Source organism: Granulicatella sp. WM01, from assembly GCF_004570605.1.
Taxonomy (GTDB): domain Bacteria; phylum Bacillota; class Bacilli; order Lactobacillales; family Aerococcaceae; genus WM01.
The window spans coordinates 1-22,864 of sequence record NZ_SPPB01000005.1; the positions used below are offsets into that span (position 1 = coordinate 1).

The window sequence follows — 22,864 nt, forward strand, 5'->3', positions numbered from 1 at the left end:
CACACAAAAGCGTTGGTTATTGAAGCATTTAATGGGGATATTTTCTTGAATATAGCTGACAACATTTATGCCACACGTTGTTTGTTAACACATGAAGAGCATTCAGCGGTGTTTGATTTGGGTGAGAATATAAAAAAAGAAAGACGCCAATACGTTCCACCACAATCACATCCTTGGAAACTGGCATCTTTCAAACGCTATCTCAAGAGTATTGGAAAAACTCTTGAAGAGTATCAAGACAACAAGCTTGCTTGATACTTTAATAGCATACATTATTTTGCCCTATAAGTGCAATGATTTTTTGAAAATCATTGCACTTATAGTGGCCCACATTTTGGGACATTTTCATTTTCGATTGACATAAATCTGTTTTTTAACCGATATGATACAAATAAGTAGTTAACGATAAAAAAGGCTTTAAATTGGATAATTAGAACTCTCAATTAAAAGCCTTTAAAGTCAATTGTTTAAAATATTTGCGATACAATAGTTTAGAATAACATGGTATCTTGTTTACATTTTTCCGTATAGTCGTAAGATTTGATACCTAAATAGAGTACTATTCCAATTAAAAGAATAAAGAAGATTATGCTTATCACCAAAGCAATTGGAATAGAAAATAGATGAATACACATAAACATAAAACTATGAGAAAGCAATACAATGACAAAGTTGATTAAAGTTTGAATGAATTTTCCAGTAAAACGTTCAAGGGTTAGTGGTTGTAAAATGCGTGTACGGATTAAATCAAATAAATCCATACAAAAAATTAAGCTTGTCCATAAAATAAAATCTGCCAATAAAAGATGATGATTAAATAATAAACTTAGTGAAAACATAAAGAAACACCCTATAGTATAAAATATAACGTGATAAACATGAATGGCTAAAGGATAAATCAATTTATAAATTGTTTTAATTGGCAATAATGCTAAATACGTGTCAGTAGTTAAAGGAGACTCGTTATTATTTATAGAAAATAGTCGAATGTACCCTGTAGCAATTAACATAGCAAATGCAAAAAATTGAGCATAAGAAGAATTGGACTGAATTGATTTGTTTACGGGAATCAATAATACAACCAAAATAATAACCCATTTCAGTAATGTTCCAAAACGGAGATACCAGTATTTTCCTGCACGTATCCATGCTATATCCAAAAGTACCTTTTCATTAGCATGTGTAATGTGTTTAGTTGTTCGCTGGAATTTTGGTTTGAGTTCAATCCCTTTATTTGAATACGCACGTTGATAAAGTGCCTCTATCTTTTGAACGGCTGCTAATTCTTCTTCATAGTAATTATAAGATGATGATTTTGCCCAGTAATGAGAGGCAATTAAGCTGATAGTTAATAAACTAGCAAATAAAATGGCGTGTGCTAAATGACCACTTGCGAGTGTACTCATTAATCCAACTACCCAGCCAATTAAGGGATAATAAAGTACAATAGAATTTGTCAACGTATTGATGATACCGATTTGTTGAATGGTTATAATAAGTAAAGCTATAAATCCTATAAATAATAATGGAATAGCATATTTAATAAGGCGAATCCATAATTGATGACTAGTCTTAATCACATAGTCTATATAACCCAAAATATAAACAAGATATAAAGAGCTAAAATAAATCGGTAAAATAAGAAGAGGGTGAACTAGATAACTTAGCGATACTTGTGAATAAAACGGAATATAAATTAATGGTAATCCGACTAGTGAAACTAGTGAAAGAACACTTTTTAAGCTCATAAACACATAGAATTGAAAGGGTGTGATTGGAGCAGGCATTAAAAATGAGGCATCAGATGCCCTAGCACCTGTCATATTCGATTTATATATACTAATCAGAGATAATCCAACGACAAAACTCAACATAAACAAAGGCATCTTTATGATGTCAAGCAATAGTCCAGAATGGAATTGATGACGTTCGATTGTAAAACTAAAGTATACTGTGATAATGAGTCCAATGAGCGAAAATAGCAATCCAGGTAATATTTTAAAGGCGTATTTTGGAAAGCGCAGAGCATTCTTAAATGTGAATAAAAGATAGCGACTATATAGTTTCATCTTCATCAACTCCTTTGCTATCGGAACAGCTATTATGATGTGAGAAATAAATATCTTCAAGAGACTGATGAGATTGTTCAAATTCATCTTTAGTACTTGTATAGACAAGTTTACCTTGATTTAAGATTAACACTTGATCCCAAATATTTGTGATACTGTCAATTAAATGTGTACTGACTAAAATAGCACATGTTTCCTTTAATGTAAGGAAGATATTTTTTAATTCTCGAATAGCATCTGGATCTAATCCAATCATAGGTTCGTCAACAATTAATACGCGTGGATTTAAAATTAATGCACAAATAATACTTACTTTTTGACGCATACCTTTTGATAGAGAGCCACATAAATCGTCTTTTTTTGTATGCAACTGGAAAAGTGTTAAGTAATGTTCAGCATCTTGTTCAAAGTTAGTAATCCCATAAGCGTAAGCAATAAACTGAAAATGTTGCCATACTGTTAATTCGTTATATAGTTCAGGAACTTCAGGAACATAGGCAATTTGGCGTTTCACATCTAGATCATGAATGGGCTTTCCATCTAGTGTAATATCTCCCTCATAACGAAGAAAGCCTACGATACATTTAATGATAGTTGATTTTCCAGAACCGTTTGGTCCTAATAATACGCTCAATTGTTTGTCAGCTAATGTGAATGATAAATCATTATTGACTAGATTTTTACCGTAACGTTTAGATACCTGAGAAACATTTAACATAAAATTCACTCCTTTTATGTGATAAGTACACACATATATAAAATATTATATTAAGTATAAACTAAGCAAAATGTGAAAGCAAGGAAAAAGTGATACAGTCAATTGTTCTAAGTGAGGTAATTAGTTGTCATGAAAAAAGTTTTTTTACAGACTATTCGTTTTAATGTTTAATCGTTTTGCTTTCGTATTGTGTGTCAGGCTACTAGGGGTATGAAACATAACTTAAAAACTAGAGTTGACAAAAAAGAAAATATCACGTATAATTAGCACTGTAGTAGTTAAAGTGCTAGCAGCTGTTGGTATAAAGTGCTAAAAAAGGTTAGGTGATTGAATGAGTATTGAAAAAATGACAACAATGATGCAAGACTCTTTAGCACAGGCACAGCAAATTGCCATTGTGCGTAAACATCAAGAAATTGACATTGTCCATTTGTGGAAAGCATTTTTGACACAAGGACATTTTGTTAGACAATTATATGAAGAATTAGGATTAAATAGTCAGGCGTGTCAACAGTTCTTAGATACAGAACTAGATAAAGTTTCTGTTGTAGAGGGAAATACAGTACAGTATGGAAAAAATATTGGACAAGCACTATTTCAATTATTTGCACACGCTGAACATATACGAGAAAAATTTGAAGATGACTATATAGCAACAGAAGTGGTTGTATTGGCGTTATATGAGATGACACATCATGTTGTTAAAACATATATAGAAAAATATGTGACAAAAAAAGCAATGGAAGAAAGAATCAAACAGATGAGAGGAGGAAGTCGTGTGGTATCACAAAATCAAGAAATGCAATATGAGGCATTAAAAAAATATGGAGTAGATTTAATTGAAGCAGTTCGGAGTGGAAAACAAGATCCAGTCATTGGTAGAGATGAAGAAATTCGTGATGTTATTCGGATTTTATCACGCAAAACGAAAAATAATCCGGTACTAATTGGAGAACCAGGAGTTGGGAAAACGGCAATTGTAGAAGGGTTAGCTCAACGTATTGTGAAACGTGATGTTCCTGAGAATTTACGAGATAAAGTGATTATTTCTTTGGATATGGGATCACTCATTGCTGGAGCCAAATATCGTGGAGAATTTGAGGAACGTTTAAAAGCTGTTTTAAAAGAAGTTAAAGAGAGTAATGGGCGTATTATTTTATTTATTGATGAAATACATACAATTGTAGGTGCAGGTAAAACAGAGGGAAGCATGGATGCTGGAAACTTGCTGAAACCTATGTTAGCAAGAGGAGAACTCCATTGTATTGGTGCAACAACACTAGACGAATACAGAGAAAATGTTGAAAAAGATAAAGCGTTAGAAAGACGTTTTCAAAAAGTTCTTGTTCAAGAGCCAACACTTGAAGATGCCATTAGCATCTTAAGAGGATTAAAAGAACGTTTTGAAATTCATCACGGTGTAAACATTCATGATAATGCACTGGTAGCAGCAGCTGTACTATCTAATCGTTATATTACGGATCGCTTTTTACCGGATAAAGCGATTGACTTGGTAGATGAAGCCTGTGCCACAATTCGAGTTGAATTGAATTCTATGCCAACAGAATTAGACCAAGCTATTCGCCGTTTAATGCAGTTAGAAATTGAAGAGGCAGCATTGAAACAAGAAAAAGATGAGGCAAGTAAAAAACGTTTAGCAGACTTAAAAGAAGAATTGGCATCATTACGTGAAACAACACATGCTTTAAAATTACGCTGGGAAACAGAAAAAGAAGATGTGAATCAACTTAGTGTAAAACGTCAAGAATTAGAACAAGCTCGTCACGAATTGGAACGTGCTGAGGCAGAATATAATTTAGAAAAAGCGGCCATGTTAAGACATGGTAAAATTCCAAGTCTAGAGCAAGAGTTAAAAGAACTTGAAACAAAACAAGCTGAACAAACACATGGACGCTTGACACAAGAGGCAGTCACACAAGAACAAATTGCTGAAGTTGTCGCACGTTTAACAGGCATTCCAGTAACACGATTAGTGTCTGGTGAACGTGAAAAACTATTGCATTTAGATGAAACATTGCATCAACGTGTGATTGGTCAAGATGAAGCTGTTCAGCGTGTTGCTGATGCAGTGTTAAGAAGTCGAGCAGGCTTGCAAGACCCTAATCGTCCTATTGGTAGTTTTCTATTTTTAGGGCCAACAGGCGTAGGAAAAACGGAATTAGCTAAGGCTTTGGCAGAACAATTATTTGATAGCCAAACTCACATGGTCAGAATTGATATGAGTGAATATATGGAAAAACATACCGTGTCACGTCTAGTTGGTGCCCCTCCGGGATATGTTGGTTATGAACAAGGTGGGCAGTTAACAGAGGCGGTACGTCGCAGCCCGTATACGATTGTCTTATTAGATGAGATTGAAAAAGCTCATCCTGATGTTTTTAATATTTTGTTGCAAGTATTAGATGATGGGCGACTAACAGATTCTAAAGGACGAACAGTTGACTTTAAAAATACTGTCCTCATTATGACAAGTAATATTGGTTCGCATCTTCTACTAGAAGGTGTAGACAGTCAAGGAAATATTTCTGAGGACACGCAAAATGAGGTCATGAACTTGTTAAAAGTTCATTTTAAACCTGAATTTTTAAATCGTATAGATGATACTGTTCTCTTTACTCCATTGCATCAAGGGGTTGTTAAAGAAATTGTCACCAAATTAATCAATGAGTTAAAAGAGAGATTAATGCAACAAGATATTGATTTAGATGTAGATAGTTCTGTTGTTACTTGGATTGCAGAGCATGCGTATAATCCTATGTATGGTGCTAGACCATTGAAACGCTTTATTACAAAGGAAATTGAAACACCTTTAGCTAGAGAAGTGATTCGTGGTAGCATAAGTAGCGGACAAGCTATTCAAGCCATTTTAAAAGACGGGCAAGTGATTTTTGGATAATTACAAGAAAAATGATGTTGAGAAAAATCGGTAAATATAAAAGCTAAAATAGTGGTTCTATAATAAATAGGGCTGATGGCGAAAGTCCATTAACCCTATTTTTAGGTATTAAAATCAGGTTCTATGTCAAATAGTATACTTGACTAGTTGTCAACTGGTTATAAAAACAGCGTGAAATGACATATCGTTTCACGCTGTTTTTGTGTACGACGAGCATTGTCGTACGAAAAATCAATCCTCGCAAAACGAGGACTGGTTTCTTGCTTAGATTATTATTTTGATGACATGCGTGAAAGGTTGATTGAATTGCCGTGTGCTAAACGGCATGCACGCTGATGTGAGAGGTGCTAGACATTATCCCTACTCGATTAACTTAGTAAGCATGTTAAACAAAAGTGTACAATAAATCGTGGTAGTAAATAAAAAGAGTTCACTAAAACGATTGCTTTTATATTATTAAATGAAACACAGTTGTTTTTTACCAATATAAGTTGATGAACATCTGGAAAATAAATCAGCCGTTAAAAGTGGAAAAACAGAATCAATGCATTGTACTACTTATAGACGTAGAAGATAATTTATCTAATGGCATGCAAGCCATGGCAGTTGCACCTGTGATTGATGGGCAAGTAGATATATCACAAATAGTTATTGCCTATGCCGGAACGAATATATGGGACGGTGGCAATGATTTTGACACAGATCTACAAAGTATTGGATTAGGAAACAACTTAGTAATGCTAAAAAGTTCCATTGATTACAAGTCTATTTTAGCAGTATTATGTTGATGGAATAGGCTTTTTTTTAATTGGAGTATGATATAATAAAGTTGTGATGATTATTTTTATTAAAAGATAACTTAGGAGAATGCGTATGAAAAAGATACTGGCATTATTAGCTATTGTAGTTTTATTTATAGGAGGATGTCACATGATGAATAAGAAAGAAACGTTAACAAAAGAACAACAGGATAGTATAGCTCAATATGTAACAAATAATTATGAGAATATAAAAAAAATAGAATTCATAGAAGCGACAAAAAATAATAAGACGGGTTTTAATCGGATGGTTGCAGTGGTAAACGATAATATTTGGATTTCTATTCAAATAAATAGTAAAACCGAGGAAATATCATTAAATCACTTAGCATCCAAAAATAGTGGTTTATTTTTGAAAAATAAAGAGAGTCAATCAAAAAATGAATCTATACAAGATATTTTAATAATATATTTAGGAGAGTCTAAATGATGGTTACAGAAAAAGAATATGTAGGAATTGCCGAAGATGTTTACTCTGTAGATTCGAAAAAAACAAGTTCGCCATATCAAAAAGGTGACAGAGTTGCGGGTGATAAATTTGAAATTATTGAAAAAGTCGAAGATAACTTAGAAAACGGTATGCAAGCCATGGCAGTTGCACCTGTGATTGATGGACAAGTAGATACATCACAAATAGTTATTGCCTATGCTGGAACGAATATATGGGACGGTGGTAGAGATGCTGACACAGATATACAAAGCATTGGATTAGGAAACACTACAGTAATGCTAAAAAGTTCCATTGATTACAAGTCTATTTTAGCAGGATTATGTTGATGGAATAGGCTTTTTTTAATTGGAGTATGGTATAATAAAGTTGTGATGATTGTTTTTATTAAAAGATAACTTAGGAGAATGCGTATGAAAAAGATAGTGGCATTATTAGCTATTGTAGCTTTATTTATAGGAGGTTGTAATATGATGAATAAGAAAGAAACGTTAACAAAAGAACAACAGGATAATGTAGTTAAATGGATATCTAGAGGGTATGATGTAAATGTTGTTGAATTTCTACAGTTATCAAAAAATAACAGTACAGGTATTTATTTACTTTCCATTCGTCTTAATGAAGACACGACGTTAGAAACAACAATTCCAACAGATAGTCTTTCTGAATTTAACAATATGTATGGAACAGTGGGACTAAATCCCCGAGGAAAATTTCAATATTTGGAGCGTTCGGAATGGTTCTTAAAAGATAGTGATGTCAATATATCAAAAATAGTAGTGCATTATTTGGAGAATTGACGATGATTAGTGATAAACATAATAAGTGGTTAGCAGAGCAAGTATATTGGGTAGAACAGAATAGAAATGATGTAAAGTATCATCCTAAAAAGGGAGAAATTTATGATTTTGATCCCAAAACCCCTACTCTTGGACAATTTCATGTTATAGACGTAGAAGATAATTTATCTAACGGTATGCAAGCCATGGCAGTTGCACCTGTGATTGATGGACAAGTAGATACATCACAAATAGTTATTGCTTATGCTGGAACGAATATATGGGACGGTGGCAATGATTTTGACACAGATATACAAAGCATTGGATTAGGAAACACCTCAGTAATGCTAAAAAGTTCCATTGATTACAAGCCTATTTTAGCAACATTATGTTGTTAGAATAGGCTTTTTTTTATTTGAGTATGGTATAATAAAGTTGTGATTATTGTTTTTATTAAAAGATGACTTAGGAGAATGTGGATGAAAAAGATACTGGCATTATTAGCTATTGTAGTTTTATTTATAGGAGGTTGTAATATGATGAATAAGAAAGAAACGTTAACGAAGGAACAACAGGATAATGTAGTAAAAAATATAGCTAAAAACTATGATATAAAAAGTGTAGATTTTATATCTTTTTCAAAGGATAAAAATACGGGTACGTACCATTTGTTGTTTCGAATAAATGATAACTCTGTGCAAACGGGATTATCTGCAAATAAAATTGAAGAATATGGTACCAGTATGGATATTGGATTAAGCCCTGTGGAAGATTTTGAATATTTAAAGAGGAGAAATCCTGTTGACTATGGAAATATAGATGTATCAAAAATTGGAATTAAATATTTAAAAAATTGAGGAAATAAAGATGGAAGATATAAAATTAAGGTGGTTATCTGAGAAATCGTATTGGGCAGAGAAAAAAAGAACGGATGTAGACTATCATCCAGAAAAAGATAAAAATATTTTTATGACGACAAGAATCAACATTTAGGACAATTTCAGGTTATAAAAGTAGAAGACAATTTAGAAAACGGTATGCAAGCCATGGCAGTTGCACCTGTGATTGACGGACAAGTAGATACATCGCAAATAGTGATTGCTTATGCTGGAACGAATATATGGAACGGTGGTAGAGATGCTGACACAGATATACAAAGCATTGGACTAGGAAACACCTTAGTAATGTTACAAGGTTCTATTTATTGCATTGATTATAAGCCTATTTTGGCAACATTATGTTGTTGGAATAGGCTTTTTTATTGGAGTACGGTATAATAAAGTTGTGATGATTATTTTATTAAAAGATGACTTAGGAGAATGCGTATGAAAAAGATACTGGCATTATTAGCTATTGTAGTTTTGATTATAGGAGGGTGTAGTATGAAAAAAGAAACATTGACAAAAGAGCAGCAGGATAATGTGGTGAAAAGGATTGTTAGAGGATATAATATTAAATCAATTGAATTTATTAGTTTTAGTAGGGATAATAAAACAGGTATGTATCATTTAGTTTATGTTATAAATAATAATGAACAGTATAAAACAGGGCTATCGCTCAAAGAAATATCCAGATTTAATAATTCAGAAGATGGAATTGGAATGAGTCCAACTAATATTTTTGATTCTTTTAAGAGAAAAGAACCACTAGAAGAACTTGATGAGGAATTAAAGAAAATAAATATAATATATCTTAAGGAGTAATATATTATGATAACAGATGAAATGTACAGTAAAATTTCAGAAAAAGTTTATTGGACTGAGAAAAAAAGATTAGATGTTCCGTATCATCCACAAAAAAATATGATTTATAAGTATGACGATGATAAAGATACTTTAGGACAATTTCATGTTATAGACGTAGAAGATAATTTATCTAACGGTATGCAAGCCATGGCAGTTGCACCTGTGATTGATGGACAAGTAGATACATCACAAATAGTTATTGCCTATGCTGGAACGAATATATGGGACGGTGGCAATGATTTTGACACAGATCTACAAAGTATTGGATTAGGAAACAACTTAGTAATGCTACAGGGTTCTATTAATAAACCCGACACATTAAAAATAGTTGACACACAACCTAAAACGGCATTAGCTTTTGCTGAAGAGATTCGTAAAAAATACCGCAATTCAAAAATTACAACAACCGGTCATTCATTAGGAGAGTCTTTAGCAATGTATGTGGCATTGAAAAACGGTTGGAATAATGTAGGATTTAACGGTCCAGATATTTCTAATATGATATCTAAAGAAGAAATTGAGTATATGAAAGCTAATCCTAAGCAATTTAGAAATTTTAGAAATTGGTATGATTGGTTAGGGGGAATTGTCGGAGATACAACCAACTCAGCTTTACATCTTCATTATGGATGGGGATTGTATACGCATAGTCTATCGGATTGGAAAACAAATGATGCAGGACAAATTGTTTATGCTAATGGAGAAGTGGTTGATCCTACATTATCAGATAGGATAGATATCAATGCAGATGGAAAAATGGATATTCTATTGAATGATATAGACGTAAAACCAAGAAATTTATTATCACAAAATGATTATATAACATCTAGTAAAGATATTATTGTTAATCCAGATTTATTAAATACACTAGCAGACAATTTGAGTGCACGGATTCAGGAAGACTTGATGAAAATGGCTAAAATTTGTCAATTATGTATTGAAAAAAATCAGAAGATTAGTAAAGATTTTGAATCGAGAAAGCAACAAATTAGTGAAACTATTAAAGAATTATTTAAATCAGCAGGATTAGGAACAGTACTTCATCATCTAAATGAATCTGTAGCACCTAGTATGAATAAAAAATATTTATTTGATGAAGGGAGACAAACGCACTCACTACTGAACCCGTTTTTAAATAGTCAAACCCCTTTAATTAATGGAACAGCACCATATTATAGCTATTATAAAATTTTATTAGATCAGTATATAATGTTGTTTCAACAAAATTGCAGTAAATTATGGGAACAAGTTAATAAAGAAAAAGTGATTACTAGTATGTATAGTTTTGCCGGAGAACAAAGTTTGTTAAATTCATGGCATATTATTGAAAATGCAGTGCAACAATTATTAAAAAGTAGCGATGAATTGTTTGAAGGAGAAGGATTAAGACTTGGTAAAAAAGATGGGATAAGTGATGCCTTAACTAGTGTATTAGACATTATTTATCAAAATACACTGGAATTATGCCAAGGGTTGTTAAGTGTTGTTGAATTAACTAAAGGGATAGCACACCATTTTGAACAAGCAGACCACTGGTTAGGTGCTCAACTGAAAGAAGGAAAATTTGTAGGTGAAATGCCTACACTTAGGGTGCCATCTAATTATACAGCTTATTTAGAAGAAGATGGTGTATTTGATGATGTAAAAGATGTGTTACAAGCATTTGATAGACAAGTAGAACAAAGAAGTCGTGACTATTCACGAAAAGTTGCACATATTTTTCAAGAAGCTATTGGAAAATTTGAGGCTGGTTTGCAGTTATGGGTAGATAATGGGCGATCTTTAAAAGAAAGTGTTTCACGTATTAAGAAAACTTACGAATTATCTGTTTATATACAAGAAAAAGAGATCACAATAGATAGTGATGGAAAGCATCAATCTAGTCTTACTACGCGTTATTGGGGGAGAGTAGAAAGTCTATATCCCTCATATACTAGAGAAATCATTCAACAACTGGACACTACTATAATCTCTACTTTTGATCGCATTCAAAATTGTATTTGGCAATGTGATAAAGCTAAAGGACAATTACAACATCTTGATAGCATATTAAAACCAATAGTAGAAGAAGGTGTATATAAAGCATTTGATTTAGATGAGATTGTACAAGGACAGAAAACAGTATTACAATTGGCAAGACGCTTGAGTCAAGAAATTGACCATGTGGCACACGTGATTACTGGAGAAGGTCTGAGCTCACAATCTATTGACGTGTTAAAACATAAATTACAGGACACTAAACGGTTGATTGACTATTATGCACGATTTGTGGGGGATTGTTTTGGAGATAATGAATATACGACACCAGGTGAAGTGTCATCATCTAGCAGTCGTTTTAGTTTAAATACACCATTACCTTATTAATTTGAATGATTCTCTTGGCTTTATTTAAGCAGTGTTGCTTATCTAAAGTCTTTTTTTATTTCAAAAGAAAAAGACTCACTTAAATCATCTTAATTTGTCCTTTGTAAAAGTAAATAGTAAATTGTAGAAAAATGGTAAAATAATTAAGAAAAGTTGTGATAAAAACAATACGATATGAAGGGTTCAAAAGAGAAAATAATGAAGTGTTCTTAATATAGCCTTAATTAAAAAATTAATGAAAAAGATATGGAGGAAAATTGAAATGATATAGTGATGGAAGATAAGGTTAAAATATAAAAAGTGAAATATTTTATTTATGATAAGTGAGATTGATTAGAATACATGTACTAAATGTAAGCGCATCATTTGTTAGGCATGAAAAAGAACATATATTGTGTTAAATAAGTTTTGTAAGATTTAGCGTACAAAATCATTTACATTTTTAAAATTATTGATATGATGTATATATAAAATAAACTATTTTACGATATGTAAAGAGGATATATGAACATGGAAGAAAAAGTCATTAATTTTAGAAGTTGTTTTGATGTTATTGGTCCAATTATGGTAGGTCCGTCTAGTTCACATACGGCAGGTGCTTTGCAAATTGGATTGATGGCAAGGGCTCTGTTAGGTGAGGAGCCTAAAAAAATGATTTGTGTTTATTATGAATCTTTTGCACAAACGCATAAGGGACATGGGACAGATTTTGCGATTGTTTCAGGTATTTTAGGATTTAGTGCAGATGATACACGCGTACCTGACGCCTTAGAAATTGCTGAAAATAAAGGACTGAAGATTGAATTTATTGAAAAACAAGAAAATAGTCCAGTAAATCATGCTAATACGGCTGATATTTATTTATATGGAGAAAATAAGTCTATTCGTCTAATGGGAGTGTCTGTTGGAGGTGGAGCGATTGAAGTGCGGTATTTTGAATTAGAGGGCCTTTGTGTTCATGTTCAAGGTACGCTTCCGATTTTGATTGAACGACTAGGTATTCAGCGTGACTTAAAAACATTATTAGAAAGTCATGGTATGATTATCAATAATAGCCAAATTGTTCAAAATGATATGGTTTCTTTTCAAATTTTCGAATTGCGGACACTTCTTTCTCCGACCTTAAAGGCAATATTAGCTGATTTTCCACAGCTTTATATGTTGGCTTAGGAGAATGTACATTTATGTAGAGTTTTTCTTATGTTGAGAGTGAGTACTTAAAGAAATACAAGGATAGTATCAGAGTAGTATCTGTGTGTGTTAGGGTTAAGTTATTTGTCATGAAAAGATTAATTGAAGTGTGTGCTTACTAAATGAAGATAGTATACAATGGTTGGTACATACGTAAAGAATACATTTTTATGTATATAAATGATAACCTCTGTTATTTATGGGCAAAAAATAGGGTAAGCCTATTTAAAAAATAAATACAAGGAGTTTAAAGGAGATATATAGTATGTATATGAGTATCAAAGATATTGTTGATACGGCTGAACGAACAAATAAAAGTATTTCTGAATTGATGATAGAGCAAGAAATGAGTGTTACCCAAAGAAGTAGAGTGGAGATTTGGGAGCAGATGGAAAAGAATTTATTAGTGATGAGGGAAGCTGTTCAAAGAAGTTTAACCGGAAAAGGTGTATTTTCTCCAACAGGATTGACTGGTGGAGATGCTGTGAAAATGGCAAATTATCGTAAAAAAGGTAAGACATTATCAGGGGATAGTATTCTAGCAGGCGTTCAGTATGCTTTAGGAACAAATGAAGTAAATGCTGCAATGGGGGTTGTTTGTGCCACTCCAACAGCAGGGGCAAGTGGAACTATTCCAGGGGTCATTTTTTCGATTTCAGAAACATTAGATTTGACGCATGAACAACAAATTCGTTTCTTGTTTACATCAGCTTTGTTTGGAATGGTTGTGGCTAATAATGCTATGATTTCTGGAGCAATGGGTGGTTGTCAAGCAGAGGTTGGCAGTGCGAGTGCAATTGCTTCAGCGGCTGCAGTTGAGGCTAGTGGTGGAACGCCTGAACAATCCGCAACAGCGTTTGCTATAGCAATGGGTAACTTGCTTGGATTAGTATGTGATCCAGTAGCGGGATTAGTGGAAATTCCATGTGTTAAACGAAATGCTATTGGTGCAGGGAATGCACTTATTGCAGCAGATATGGCATTGGCAGGCATTACAAATGTTATCCCTGCTGATGAAGTGATTGATGCCATGCGTGAGATAGGGCAGAAAATGCCTAGAGAATTTAGAGAAACTGGGATAGGTGGTAGTGCAGGAACACGTACAGGGATTGATATTAAGATGAGGATTTTTGGTAATCCTTGTCATGTAGAGAGTGATTTTGTAGAGTAAAAAGATGTTTAAATATTATTTTCCATAAAAATTGTGGAGAATATGTTTGTGATAGGTAAACAAAAATTCATAAATAAACTAAAATGGCTTTAAATCAGAGGTGTCTATCTCTTTGATTTAAAGCCATTTTTTATGTATTAGTTATGATTAGGCAATAAAGATAATGTGAATGTTAATTCTTTTGCATGTAGTAACTCTTCATGAGATAATTCATGTACAACAGTATTGTCTAATAACGTTTGTTGAACAAACTGGTAGTGTTCATAGTTGTTTTCTGATTTAATAACAAGAGGTTTCTTAACATGTGGGAAATAAAGTGTTACTTTATCAAATTGAGGAATACCTAATTGATAAGTAGCTTTACCTGGACAAACTGGATAAAATCCTAGACTGGAGAAAATATACCAAGCTGATAGACTACCATTATCTTCATCTCCTGGATACCCTTTAAAATCAGGTGAAAATGTGTGCGTTAGCAATTGCTTAATCAACAAAGTTGTATAGTCTTTACGTGTACTCCAATTAAATAAATATGGAATATGGAAACTTGGCTGATTAGAGATTGCTAATTGTCCAAATGGAGTTTGAGAAAATTCACTCATTTCGTGAATTTCATATCCATAGTTTTGTACTTCAAATAAACGTTTTTCTTGGCATAAATTAACTAAATAGCGTGTTAATTCATTAGCTCCACCTAATAACTCACGCAATCCGTCAATGTCATGGAAAACAGATAATGTTGCTTGGATTGCAGAGCATTCTGCATAGTCCTTGCCCCAGGCGTATTTGGAAAATGTTTCTCTGAACTGACCATTTCTATTCTTAGCACGAATAAATCCTGTTTCTTTATCGAATAGTTGGCGATAACTTAAACTAGATGTGGCATAGCGTTGGTAAATATCTGTTTGATGTAAAGATTTAGCGACTTGGGCGATACACCAATCGCTGTAGGCATAATCTAAACTATGACTGACACTTTCATTATAATCTAATGGCAAATAGCCCAATTCTTGATATGTTTTGCTACCGTGTCGGCCATATAGTCCGTTTGGATATTCTGTTGTACTTGTATGTACCATTGCTTGTAATAATTCCGGCATTAAATCAGGTCTAATGTGTTTTGCACAGGCATCTGCTAAAACTCCATCAACCAAAGTTCCTGGCATGATTCCACGTTCATCTGGAGATAACCATTTAGGTAGAAAGCCTGTGTCATGGTAATGTGTTAAAATACCTTCTAAAAATTGTTCATAGTAATCTGGGTAGATCAGTGAAAATAGTGGATATGTCGTACGGAATGTATCCCAATATCCATTATTCGTAAAGAATTTTCCAGGTTTAACTGTTCCACTTTTCGTATCTAAATGAATTTCTTTTTTATCTTCAGTAATTTCATAAAACGTCTGTGGGAATAATAAGCAACGATATAAACAATGATAGAACATTTTTTTTGCATCTGTTTCTTTATCGTGTACATGAATACGTTGTAATAGACTATTCCATGTTTGTGTAGCTAATGTCTGTTGTGTTTGGAAATCATTAATGTGGTTTAAATTGACTATAGCTTGTGCGTGACTGATAAAAGAAGTAGCTAGTTTAACCTCAACATCTTGTGTATCAAAATCTACACGAATATGGATATTATTGCCTTCAAAATGGGCTTTGCTAAGATGCGTATCTTCAACTAATTGGGAAAATTTGGTTATTGGATGATTAAATTGTAAGACAATATACATTGCAAAATTTTCCATTTGCGTTTGGCTGGCGTTATACAGTGTCACGGCAATATGATAGTCGTCTAACTGACGATAAGAAGATTTATCTGGAGCAAAAAAGACAAAGCCACTATTCAGGTGTTGGGAAGTCATATGAATGTTTGCACCATACATGCTTGGAACAAGCGTTGTTTGTGTACGGAAGCGATTAGAAAAAATACTTAACTGATCAGGGCGAAATACTGCTTGGTCGACTTGATAGCTACTTTGACGATGAAATAGGCTATCACGCTGAAGTGTTCCTGTAACTGGTGTGATTAAAAATTGTGAAAAATCACTTAGCCAAGGGCTAGGTTGATGTGTCAAACGAATCCCTTGATACGTTGATTCATGCGGATTAAAAAACCAGCTTCCATTTGTATCGGTTGTTTGTAGTGTAAAATAATTCATTCCAAAAGGTACACCTGTAAGAGGTAATGTGTTACCGTTTGAAAAACTATGGGAATTATATGTGCCATAGCGTGTGTCAATTGTTGAAACAGTCATTGTAACATCCTCCTTAAAATTTATGTTTATATGCAGTTGGGTATAAACTGCATAATAATGGTTACATGCTCTTGGGACACTATTTAGTAGTCTTTTCTAATTAGGGACATATTTTTGTTAATTTTTTTAGCATTATAAAAAGTAAACCATTGTATTTGATAGTTCTATGAAGGATGAATATCCTTAATTTTCCTTTCTAAAATACCACGATAACTAGCGATATATATGCTCATTATAGTATAAGAATAGTGGGATAAAAACTATTTGCATAGGATTGACCATATTAGTGTAGAAAGTGACTTAATTTGTGTATCATTTTAATTTATCGCTATAAAAGCCGATAATATAAGGGGGTTATAATTTGAAAATTTGGTTTTAATAAATTTGTACACCACTATAAATTATTGACGGCTTGTTCGAAATAATAAAAGGCTTGTTTCTCTCTATCTTTACTAATATGACCGTATATGTCCATAGTCATACTTAAAGTAGTATGTCCTAATCTATGTTGCAATTCTTTATACCCAATACCTGTATTAAGCAATAAACTGGCATGTGTATGTCTAAATGCGTGAGATGCAAAGGAGGGGATATTGAGTTTTTTGATGTTCCTTTGTAGTTGTTTGTGATTTGCTACCATTTGAGTAAATTGTTTTGTTTCAGTAGAAAAAACATTAATAGGATTCCCTTTTCCTAAAGATAAAAAAGTAATGCTTGTTTACGAAGGATAATTCTTGCTTGTTACTATTATGTTCTCATGTTATAATAGCACAAAGAAACCTATCATATAGCGTTTTTATAAATAAACCACACTCAAACTTTTGTCGGGGAGAGTGTGGTTTTTGCTTGTTTTTTCAATAAAAAATAGCGGTTCTATAATAAATAGGGTTGATGAAAAAAGTTCATCAACCCTATTTGACATAGAACCAAAATAGCTATGTACTGCTGTGGTCAGTCAGCTAACGTGGTTGACTTTTTTATTTTAGAAAATTAAGATTAATAAGATAAATCCTTTTCATCAATCTCTACTTTGTTTCTAAACTAAAAAAAACCGTTACTTAAGATTACTTATTGCATATCGCGCTTCTGATTCTGTAAATTTTTCATAGATAAGTTGATCATACAATCCTTCGTCAGAAAACGATGAATAATCTAGATATTCCTTTGCCTTTTTTAATGCTTGTGCATTCCAATCTACCTCTATATTTTCAACAGCAAAGCGTGCATCTTCATCAGAATATTTTTCGAATTTTAGCTGTTCTATTAGACCTGCTTTTGAAAATGAAGTATATTGTAAGTAAGATTCAGCAGTTTTTATTGCATTTTGTTGCTGACGTGTTAGGTTTGTTTTTGTTGTAGCTACTGTAGTTTCTTTTGATGTTGTACTAACGCCAGAAGATGTTGTTGCACCACTTGATGATTTTGGAGAATCAGGTGCTTTATTACATGCTACTAATAAAAACATAGCAACAATTACTCCCATACATTTTTTCATTAATATCACCTCCTTTCAGTATTTTTATCTCCTCTAATATTCTTTAAATTCTAATTCCTCCATGCTTTTTGTTATTCCCTCATAAAAATTTATCTTTTTTGTTATTCGCACGCTACACCGTCGCCATCTCTATCAAGATGTGGAGCGTAACCAGGTTCTCCTCTGTGGATAGGGGTAACTCCAGCTGCTTTAGCTTCTTTACAGTTTTTGTAATAGACTTGTCTAGGTGCTGCTGTTATTGGTTGTGTTTGTTGTACAGTCTGCTGTACGGTTTGCTGTGTTGCTGGAGCTTGAGTTCGAGCTGGCTCAGTAGCCTGTACTTGAGTAGTAGGAGTTTGTGAGACTACTTTTTCGTCTTTAGGTTGTTCAGTACCTTGTTTATATGACTCAATTTCTTTTTTTAATTCTTTTATCTCGCTATCTCTTCTGTCTATTTGTTTTTTCCATGTTTCTTTGATATCTTCATATTCTTTTATATAGTATTTAGCTTTACTTTCAGCTACTTCTAAATCTTTTTCAAGAGATGACATTTTACTATAAGCCAATTCATTTGTTTTATTTTGTGCTAATCCTGAAACACAAGACACAAGAAAAAGCCCACTTAAAACAACAATAATAACATTCTTTTTATCTTTAAAAAGTTCTAATATTTTATCTTTCATAATATTTCTTCTTTGTTTTTGTGTTTTCTGATTAAATCATATTGTAATTATCTAACTTTTTATGAATCTTGTAAAGTTTTTTTGCTATTTTTATTAAAATATTTTCTATATTTAAATGAATTTATGACAGCCAGAATCTCTTTTAGTCCATTTTCGTTTAATGTTAGGTTACCATTTATATTAAAATGCGATTTGCCTAACATGCATCTCCTTTGTTGCTGATTTATAAAATGTTTATTGAAATATACTTCTCTTCGAATTCATGGGGATTGCATTTTTTCATATTCAAGAATATTTCAAGATTTTGTTCAATAAGATTTTAAAATAATTTTATTTCCTAGCGTTTAAATTTTATGTAGTTTAGTCTATGACTTTATGAACGGTAAATGCATTGAAACAGTGTAAATTCAAAGAAATAGACACTAAATTGTCAAGTATACGTAAATCTTTCGTTTAATACATGTAAAATATATCAGTTTTATCTTTTTAATTCTTGTTTTTTTTGATAAAATGAATGTATTAATTTGAGGAGGACATGATATGAAATTCAAAAAAACGTTGTTAAAATATGTGACATTATCATCATTATTTTTAACACCAGTTTTAGATAGTACACTTGCTATTCAAACCATTTATGCTCAAGAAGCACAAGTTTTATCTGTAGATAATTATTTAGCACAAGGTGCTGATGCTACAAAGGGGCAAATTATTACTGTAGAAGGGTACATTACAGGGAGTTTGCAAAGCCAAACAGCGTATGGGAAAGTTAAGACAAACATTGCTCTAGGCAACAGTCAATCGGCTAATGCAGTAGATACTGTTCCTATTCAATTGCCAAGTGGCGTATTACGTTCTCAATACAATAGTGTAGATAATCCATCATTAATTGGGAAAAAAGTCCGCATTACAGGTAAAAGTGATACATATTTTTCAAGAGCAGGTATTAAACCCATTACAAAATTAGAATTTGTTGATGAGGAAAGTGCTGCTCCTGAAACAGAAAAACCAGAAACTAATTCCTCAACAAGTGTTACATCATCTGCAATCCCTATTTCGACATTAAGAACTAGTGAACAGCAACAAAGTTATACTGTAAAAGGAAAAATTATTAGTGTTGTGAATGGTTGGGGAGGACAAGGTTTCTATCTTGTTGATGACTCTTCACAAGGGATATACATATATCCTAAACAGGCATTAGGGTATACATTAGGTGACGTTATTCAGTTGACAGGAACATTGAGTAGTTATAAAGGTGAATTGCAACTGACAACAATAACAGAGCATGCATTACTAAAGAACACCTCAATAGAAACGGTTACTAAAACGGTTCTCATTCCTGAATTAAGTGCAGATAAGCAGTCTACTATGGTTAGATTAGAGCATGTAAGTGTTGGAGAGATTTCAAGTGATAGTTATGGAACAGCTACATTTATGCTTATAGATGAACAAGGTAGAGAAGTTCAGGTTCGTGTAGATAATAGAACAGGCGTAAATGCTACTCAATTATTGAGTAAAATAGATAAAGGCGATATTATCAATTTGACCGGAATTTTATCTACATACGATAATCAAAATCAAATTAAACCTTTTGATTTATCACATATTGAAATTGTAAAAAAGGCAGATAAAGAAACAGTAACTAGTAGCTTGAAAATAGGAAATATTCAAGGTGAAGGGCATGTGTCCCCTTATAATCAGCGTGAAGTAACAGTTAAAGAAGTTGTCGTCATTTCTGTGGAAAGTAGTTCACGTTTTTATGTACAAGATGTTCAACCAGATGATAATGACAAAACATCTGATGGTATTAGCGTATTTAAAGCAAATCATAATGTATCTGTTGGTGATGTTTTAAGTATTCAAGGAATTGTAAATGAATATTTGGGCAATGGGTATACAGAGAAAAAACAAACTGATTTGACAATTACTGAAATTAGAGCAAATCAATTAACGAAAACAGGACAAACAACAGTCCCAAATCCAATTATTTTAGGTGTAGATAAACAGGTTCCAACAGGCAGTATTGATAATGACGGCATGAGTTCATTTGACCCACAAGAAGACGCCTTAGATTTTTGGGAATCTATAGAGGGAATGCTTGTTGCTGTAGACAATGCAAAAATATTAGGCCCTATGTCACACAAAGAAGTTTATGTTTTACCAGAAAATGCAACAAGTCCATTAAATAATGTGGGTGGCGTAAGTTTAGCTTTAAATGATTTTAATCCAGAACGTATTCCATTGTTGTTTAAAAAAGGAGCGTTTGTTGTGAAATCTGGTGATCGTTTTTCTGGACGTTTGATAGGTCCGGTGTCATATAGTTTCACAAATTATAAAGTATTAGTGGACGATACAAAGCAGGTACCAACTGTTGTTTCTGGGAAAACTCAGCCAGAAAAAACAACCATTCAAAAAGAAGAGGATAAATTGACGATTGCCTCTTATAATATTGAAAATTTCTCGGCAAATGTTAAAACAACTTCTCAAGAAAAAGTAGAGCGTATTGCACGATCATTTGTTGATGACTTGAAACAACCTGATATTATTACATTGATAGAAGTCCAAGATAATAATGGGCCAGATAATGACGGAACAACAGATGCAAGTCAAAGCGCACAACGTTTGATTGATGCAATAGTATCTCAAGGTGGACCTAAATACATTTATGTTGATATTGCCCCAGAAAACAATCAAGATGGTGGTGCGCCTGGTGGAAATATTCGTACAGGATATTTGTATAATCCAGAACGTGTGTCATTATCGAATAAGCCAGTCGGAAAAATTGCCACTTGGAACAATGGAGAATTAGCATATAGCCTAGCTCGCCTGAATCCAGAAGATAAAGCATGGACAAATGTGAGAAAATCATTAGTTGCTGAATTTGAATTTAAAGGAGAAAAAATTGTGCTTATTTCAGCACATTTAAACTCAAAACGTGGCGATAATGGACTATTTGGTAAAGTTCAGCCTGTAACGTTTAAGTCAGAAGAAAAACGTCATGAACTAGCCGAACAGCTTAAACGCTTTGTTGCGCAAGGGCTTGCTCATCAAGCTAATATAGTGATGTTAGGTGATTTCAATGATTTTGAATTTACAGAAACATTGCACATCATTGAACGCGCTGGGATGACAAATTTGGTAAGCAAACATGATGAAGCAGATAGATTTTCTTATTTCTATCAAGGGAACAATCAAAGTTTAGATCATCTCTTAATTAGTAATCATCTATTGAATAGATATACATTTGATATGGTGCACGTCAATTCTCCGTTTATGGAACAGCATGGCAGAGCTTCGGATCATGATCCACTTATCGTGCAACTACATCTAAAAAAAGACACGACTGTGCCAAATGATGAGGATGCTAAATTGCTGCCAATAACGCCTGTAAGTGATGAGCAAACATCAACTGATAAAGACAATAATCAAATAGAAAGCGCACGAATACAGTCTGATAAAACAGAAAGTATGCAAACAACGATTAGCCGAAGTAGTCAATCAACAACTACTGAAACAACGATTAGTCGAAGCAGTCAATCAACAACTACCGAAACAACGATTAGTCACAGTGGTCAATCAACAATGACTGAAACAAAAGTGATTAAAGGTAACGTATTGCCATACACAGGAGAGGTTTCAGATACTACGTTAATCGGGGTAATTTGCCTAAGTTTAGCTTTAGCGTGTATTGTAATTATGGTATATGAGCGTAAAGTGGATTGTTAACACTTGAAAAAAGATAAAGTAAACTGAGAAAAAATCAGTTTTGTAATTGAAAAAAAGTAGTCATTGACTTGATATAATAAAAATAAAAATCGTGTTGGTAAACAGAAAAGTTTGCTAACACGATTATTTTTATATGGTGAAATGGAGTAAGTTTGTTGTTTGATGAATATAAAGTGATGACCTTTCACAAAAAGATGCGTAAAAGCAATGCAGGAAAAAACTCAGATGTTTGCCTTTTCTAAGAATTTTAAACATGATAGCACATTGAGAAGTGTCATGTACTATGAATATTAAATACTTAATATCGCAATCTACAGACATGATTAGTTTTTATATAAAAAAATTTCTACTCTGTTTATTGATTAATAGTATTTGGCGAAAATTTAGTTATGCCATTTCATCAAAATGGTTATTTTGGTATAAACAAAAAAGTCCATAGCTAGAAATAGGGTTTAGTATTCAGTCTTATCATCAGTCTAATACGCATATCCACAATAGTATGA

At 32.9% G+C, this 22,864-nt stretch carries 20 protein-coding genes and 1 pseudogene; 15 read left to right on the forward strand and 6 right to left on the reverse strand.

Going from position 1 to position 22,864, the window contains the following annotated elements; translation table 11 throughout:
* Positions 1–255, forward strand: a pseudogene (locus E4T68_RS01475) (ISNCY family transposase); the annotation flags it as partial.
* Between the two features lie 236 nt (positions 256–491).
* On the opposite strand, the gene E4T68_RS01480 reads toward E4T68_RS01475, so the two are convergent.
* Together E4T68_RS01480 and E4T68_RS01485 are read right to left on the reverse strand one after the other, a co-directional pair.
* Complete coding sequence (locus E4T68_RS01480) at positions 492–2,069, reverse strand: putative ABC exporter domain-containing protein (protein ID WP_167753769.1); 1,578 nt, start codon at positions 2,067–2,069, stop codon at positions 492–494.
* The gene (locus tag E4T68_RS01485; protein WP_135123422.1) at positions 2,056–2,787 is read right to left on the reverse strand and encodes an ABC transporter ATP-binding protein; all 732 of its coding nucleotides are present in this window, start codon (positions 2,785–2,787) and stop codon (positions 2,056–2,058) included. The genes E4T68_RS01480 and E4T68_RS01485 overlap by 14 nt, the downstream gene beginning before the upstream one ends.
* Positions 2,788–3,118: 331 nt before the next feature.
* Here E4T68_RS01485 and clpB point away from each other — a divergent pair, with 331 nt between their 5' ends.
* The 13 genes from clpB (at position 3,119) to sdaAA (ending at position 14,220) form a co-directional block, all read left to right on the forward strand.
* A complete protein-coding gene (clpB, locus tag E4T68_RS01490) occupies positions 3,119–5,704 on the forward strand; it encodes an ATP-dependent chaperone ClpB (protein ID WP_135123424.1) in 2,586 nt (861 codons plus the stop codon).
* 494 nt (positions 5,705–6,198) lie between these two features.
* The gene (locus E4T68_RS01495; RefSeq protein WP_167753770.1) at positions 6,199–6,492 is read left to right on the forward strand and encodes a hypothetical protein; all 294 of its coding nucleotides are present in this window, start codon (positions 6,199–6,201) and stop codon (positions 6,490–6,492) included.
* A gap of 85 nt (positions 6,493–6,577) precedes the next feature.
* On the forward strand, positions 6,578–6,952 hold the full coding sequence (locus tag E4T68_RS01500; RefSeq protein ID WP_135123428.1) for a DUF1433 domain-containing protein: 375 nt from the start codon (positions 6,578–6,580) through the stop codon (positions 6,950–6,952).
* On the forward strand, positions 6,949–7,299 hold the full coding sequence (locus tag E4T68_RS01505) for a hypothetical protein (RefSeq protein ID WP_135123430.1): 351 nt from the start codon (positions 6,949–6,951) through the stop codon (positions 7,297–7,299). The genes E4T68_RS01500 and E4T68_RS01505 overlap by 4 nt, the downstream gene beginning before the upstream one ends.
* 84 nt (positions 7,300–7,383) lie before the next feature.
* Positions 7,384–7,770 carry a hypothetical protein gene (locus E4T68_RS01510; RefSeq protein WP_228099210.1) on the forward strand — a complete coding sequence of 129 codons (387 nt, stop codon included), beginning with the start codon at positions 7,384–7,386 and terminating at the stop codon, positions 7,768–7,770.
* 2 nt (positions 7,771–7,772) lie between these two features.
* Positions 7,773–8,147 (forward strand): hypothetical protein, encoded by a 375-nt coding sequence (locus E4T68_RS01515; protein ID WP_135123434.1) that lies wholly within the window; start codon positions 7,773–7,775, stop codon positions 8,145–8,147.
* An 81-nt stretch (positions 8,148–8,228) separates the two neighbouring features.
* Positions 8,229–8,606, forward strand: coding sequence for a hypothetical protein (locus E4T68_RS01520; RefSeq protein WP_228099211.1), 378 nt, complete (start codon positions 8,229–8,231; stop codon positions 8,604–8,606).
* Between the two features lie 10 nt (positions 8,607–8,616).
* The gene (locus tag E4T68_RS09895; RefSeq protein ID WP_255518856.1) at positions 8,617–8,742 is read left to right on the forward strand and encodes a hypothetical protein; all 126 of its coding nucleotides are present in this window, start codon (positions 8,617–8,619) and stop codon (positions 8,740–8,742) included.
* A 53-nt stretch (positions 8,743–8,795) separates the two neighbouring features.
* The gene (locus tag E4T68_RS01525; RefSeq protein WP_135123438.1) at positions 8,796–9,026 is read left to right on the forward strand and encodes a hypothetical protein; all 231 of its coding nucleotides are present in this window, start codon (positions 8,796–8,798) and stop codon (positions 9,024–9,026) included.
* A gap of 48 nt (positions 9,027–9,074) precedes the next feature.
* Positions 9,075–9,452, forward strand: a complete 378-nt coding sequence (locus tag E4T68_RS01530; RefSeq protein WP_228099212.1) for a hypothetical protein — start codon at positions 9,075–9,077, stop codon at positions 9,450–9,452.
* Between the two features lie 6 nt (positions 9,453–9,458).
* Complete coding sequence (locus E4T68_RS09505) at positions 9,459–11,858, forward strand: SA1320 family protein (protein ID WP_194185069.1); 2,400 nt, start codon at positions 9,459–9,461, stop codon at positions 11,856–11,858.
* A 504-nt stretch (positions 11,859–12,362) separates the two neighbouring features.
* On the forward strand, positions 12,363–13,028 hold the full coding sequence (locus E4T68_RS01540) for a serine dehydratase beta chain (protein ID WP_135123442.1): 666 nt from the start codon (positions 12,363–12,365) through the stop codon (positions 13,026–13,028).
* Between the two features lie 286 nt (positions 13,029–13,314).
* Complete coding sequence (gene sdaAA, locus E4T68_RS01545; protein ID WP_135123444.1) at positions 13,315–14,220, forward strand: L-serine ammonia-lyase, iron-sulfur-dependent, subunit alpha; 906 nt, start codon at positions 13,315–13,317, stop codon at positions 14,218–14,220.
* Between the two features lie 137 nt (positions 14,221–14,357).
* On the opposite strand, the gene E4T68_RS01550 is transcribed toward sdaAA, so the two are convergent.
* From E4T68_RS01550 to E4T68_RS01565, 4 genes are all read right to left on the reverse strand, one after another.
* Positions 14,358–16,481, reverse strand: a complete 2,124-nt coding sequence (locus tag E4T68_RS01550) for a GH92 family glycosyl hydrolase (protein WP_135123446.1) — start codon at positions 16,479–16,481, stop codon at positions 14,358–14,360.
* A 394-nt stretch (positions 16,482–16,875) separates the two neighbouring features.
* Positions 16,876–17,121, reverse strand: a complete 246-nt coding sequence (locus E4T68_RS01555) for a tyrosine-type recombinase/integrase (protein ID WP_135123448.1) — start codon at positions 17,119–17,121, stop codon at positions 16,876–16,878.
* Positions 17,122–17,535: 414 nt separating this feature from the next.
* A complete protein-coding gene (locus tag E4T68_RS01560) occupies positions 17,536–17,976 on the reverse strand; it encodes an Ltp family lipoprotein (protein ID WP_135123450.1) in 441 nt (146 codons plus the stop codon).
* 101 nt (positions 17,977–18,077) lie between these two features.
* Positions 18,078–18,638 (reverse strand): excalibur calcium-binding domain-containing protein, encoded by a 561-nt coding sequence (locus E4T68_RS01565; protein WP_135123452.1) that lies wholly within the window; start codon positions 18,636–18,638, stop codon positions 18,078–18,080.
* Positions 18,639–19,178: 540 nt separating this feature from the next.
* On the opposite strand from E4T68_RS01565, the gene E4T68_RS01570 reads away from it, so the two are divergent.
* Positions 19,179–22,361, forward strand: coding sequence for a DUF6359 domain-containing protein (locus E4T68_RS01570; protein ID WP_135123454.1), 3,183 nt, complete (start codon positions 19,179–19,181; stop codon positions 22,359–22,361).
* Positions 22,362–22,864: the final 503 nt, after the last annotated feature.

Excerpts from the sequence above, each read along its gene's own strand:
- E4T68_RS01480 (WP_167753769.1), bottom strand. The coding sequence starts at position 2,069 with ATGAAACTATATAGTCGCTATCTTTTATTCACATTTAAGAATGCTCTG.
- E4T68_RS01485 (WP_135123422.1), bottom strand. The coding sequence starts at position 2,787 with ATGTTAAATGTTTCTCAGGTATCTAAACGTTACGGTAAAAATCTAGTC.
- clpB (WP_135123424.1), top strand. The coding sequence starts at position 3,119 with ATGAGTATTGAAAAAATGACAACAATGATGCAAGACTCTTTAGCACAG.
- E4T68_RS01495 (WP_167753770.1), top strand. The coding sequence starts at position 6,199 with ATGAACATCTGGAAAATAAATCAGCCGTTAAAAGTGGAAAAACAGAAT.
- E4T68_RS01500 (WP_135123428.1), top strand. The coding sequence starts at position 6,578 with ATGAAAAAGATACTGGCATTATTAGCTATTGTAGTTTTATTTATAGGA.
- E4T68_RS01505 (WP_135123430.1), top strand. The coding sequence starts at position 6,949 with ATGATGGTTACAGAAAAAGAATATGTAGGAATTGCCGAAGATGTTTAC.
- E4T68_RS01510 (WP_228099210.1), top strand. The coding sequence starts at position 7,384 with ATGAAAAAGATAGTGGCATTATTAGCTATTGTAGCTTTATTTATAGGA.
- E4T68_RS01515 (WP_135123434.1), top strand. The coding sequence starts at position 7,773 with ATGATTAGTGATAAACATAATAAGTGGTTAGCAGAGCAAGTATATTGG.
- E4T68_RS01520 (WP_228099211.1), top strand. The coding sequence starts at position 8,229 with ATGAAAAAGATACTGGCATTATTAGCTATTGTAGTTTTATTTATAGGA.
- E4T68_RS09895 (WP_255518856.1), top strand. The coding sequence starts at position 8,617 with ATGGAAGATATAAAATTAAGGTGGTTATCTGAGAAATCGTATTGGGCA.
- E4T68_RS01525 (WP_135123438.1), top strand. The coding sequence starts at position 8,796 with ATGGCAGTTGCACCTGTGATTGACGGACAAGTAGATACATCGCAAATA.
- E4T68_RS01530 (WP_228099212.1), top strand. The coding sequence starts at position 9,075 with ATGAAAAAGATACTGGCATTATTAGCTATTGTAGTTTTGATTATAGGA.
- E4T68_RS09505 (WP_194185069.1), top strand. The coding sequence starts at position 9,459 with ATGATAACAGATGAAATGTACAGTAAAATTTCAGAAAAAGTTTATTGG.
- E4T68_RS01540 (WP_135123442.1), top strand. The coding sequence starts at position 12,363 with ATGAACATGGAAGAAAAAGTCATTAATTTTAGAAGTTGTTTTGATGTT.
- sdaAA (WP_135123444.1), top strand. The coding sequence starts at position 13,315 with ATGTATATGAGTATCAAAGATATTGTTGATACGGCTGAACGAACAAAT.
- E4T68_RS01550 (WP_135123446.1), bottom strand. The coding sequence starts at position 16,481 with ATGACTGTTTCAACAATTGACACACGCTATGGCACATATAATTCCCAT.
- E4T68_RS01555 (WP_135123448.1), bottom strand. The coding sequence starts at position 17,121 with ATGGTAGCAAATCACAAACAACTACAAAGGAACATCAAAAAACTCAAT.
- E4T68_RS01560 (WP_135123450.1), bottom strand. The coding sequence starts at position 17,976 with ATGAAAAAATGTATGGGAGTAATTGTTGCTATGTTTTTATTAGTAGCA.
- E4T68_RS01565 (WP_135123452.1), bottom strand. The coding sequence starts at position 18,638 with ATGAAAGATAAAATATTAGAACTTTTTAAAGATAAAAAGAATGTTATT.
- E4T68_RS01570 (WP_135123454.1), top strand. The coding sequence starts at position 19,179 with ATGAAATTCAAAAAAACGTTGTTAAAATATGTGACATTATCATCATTA.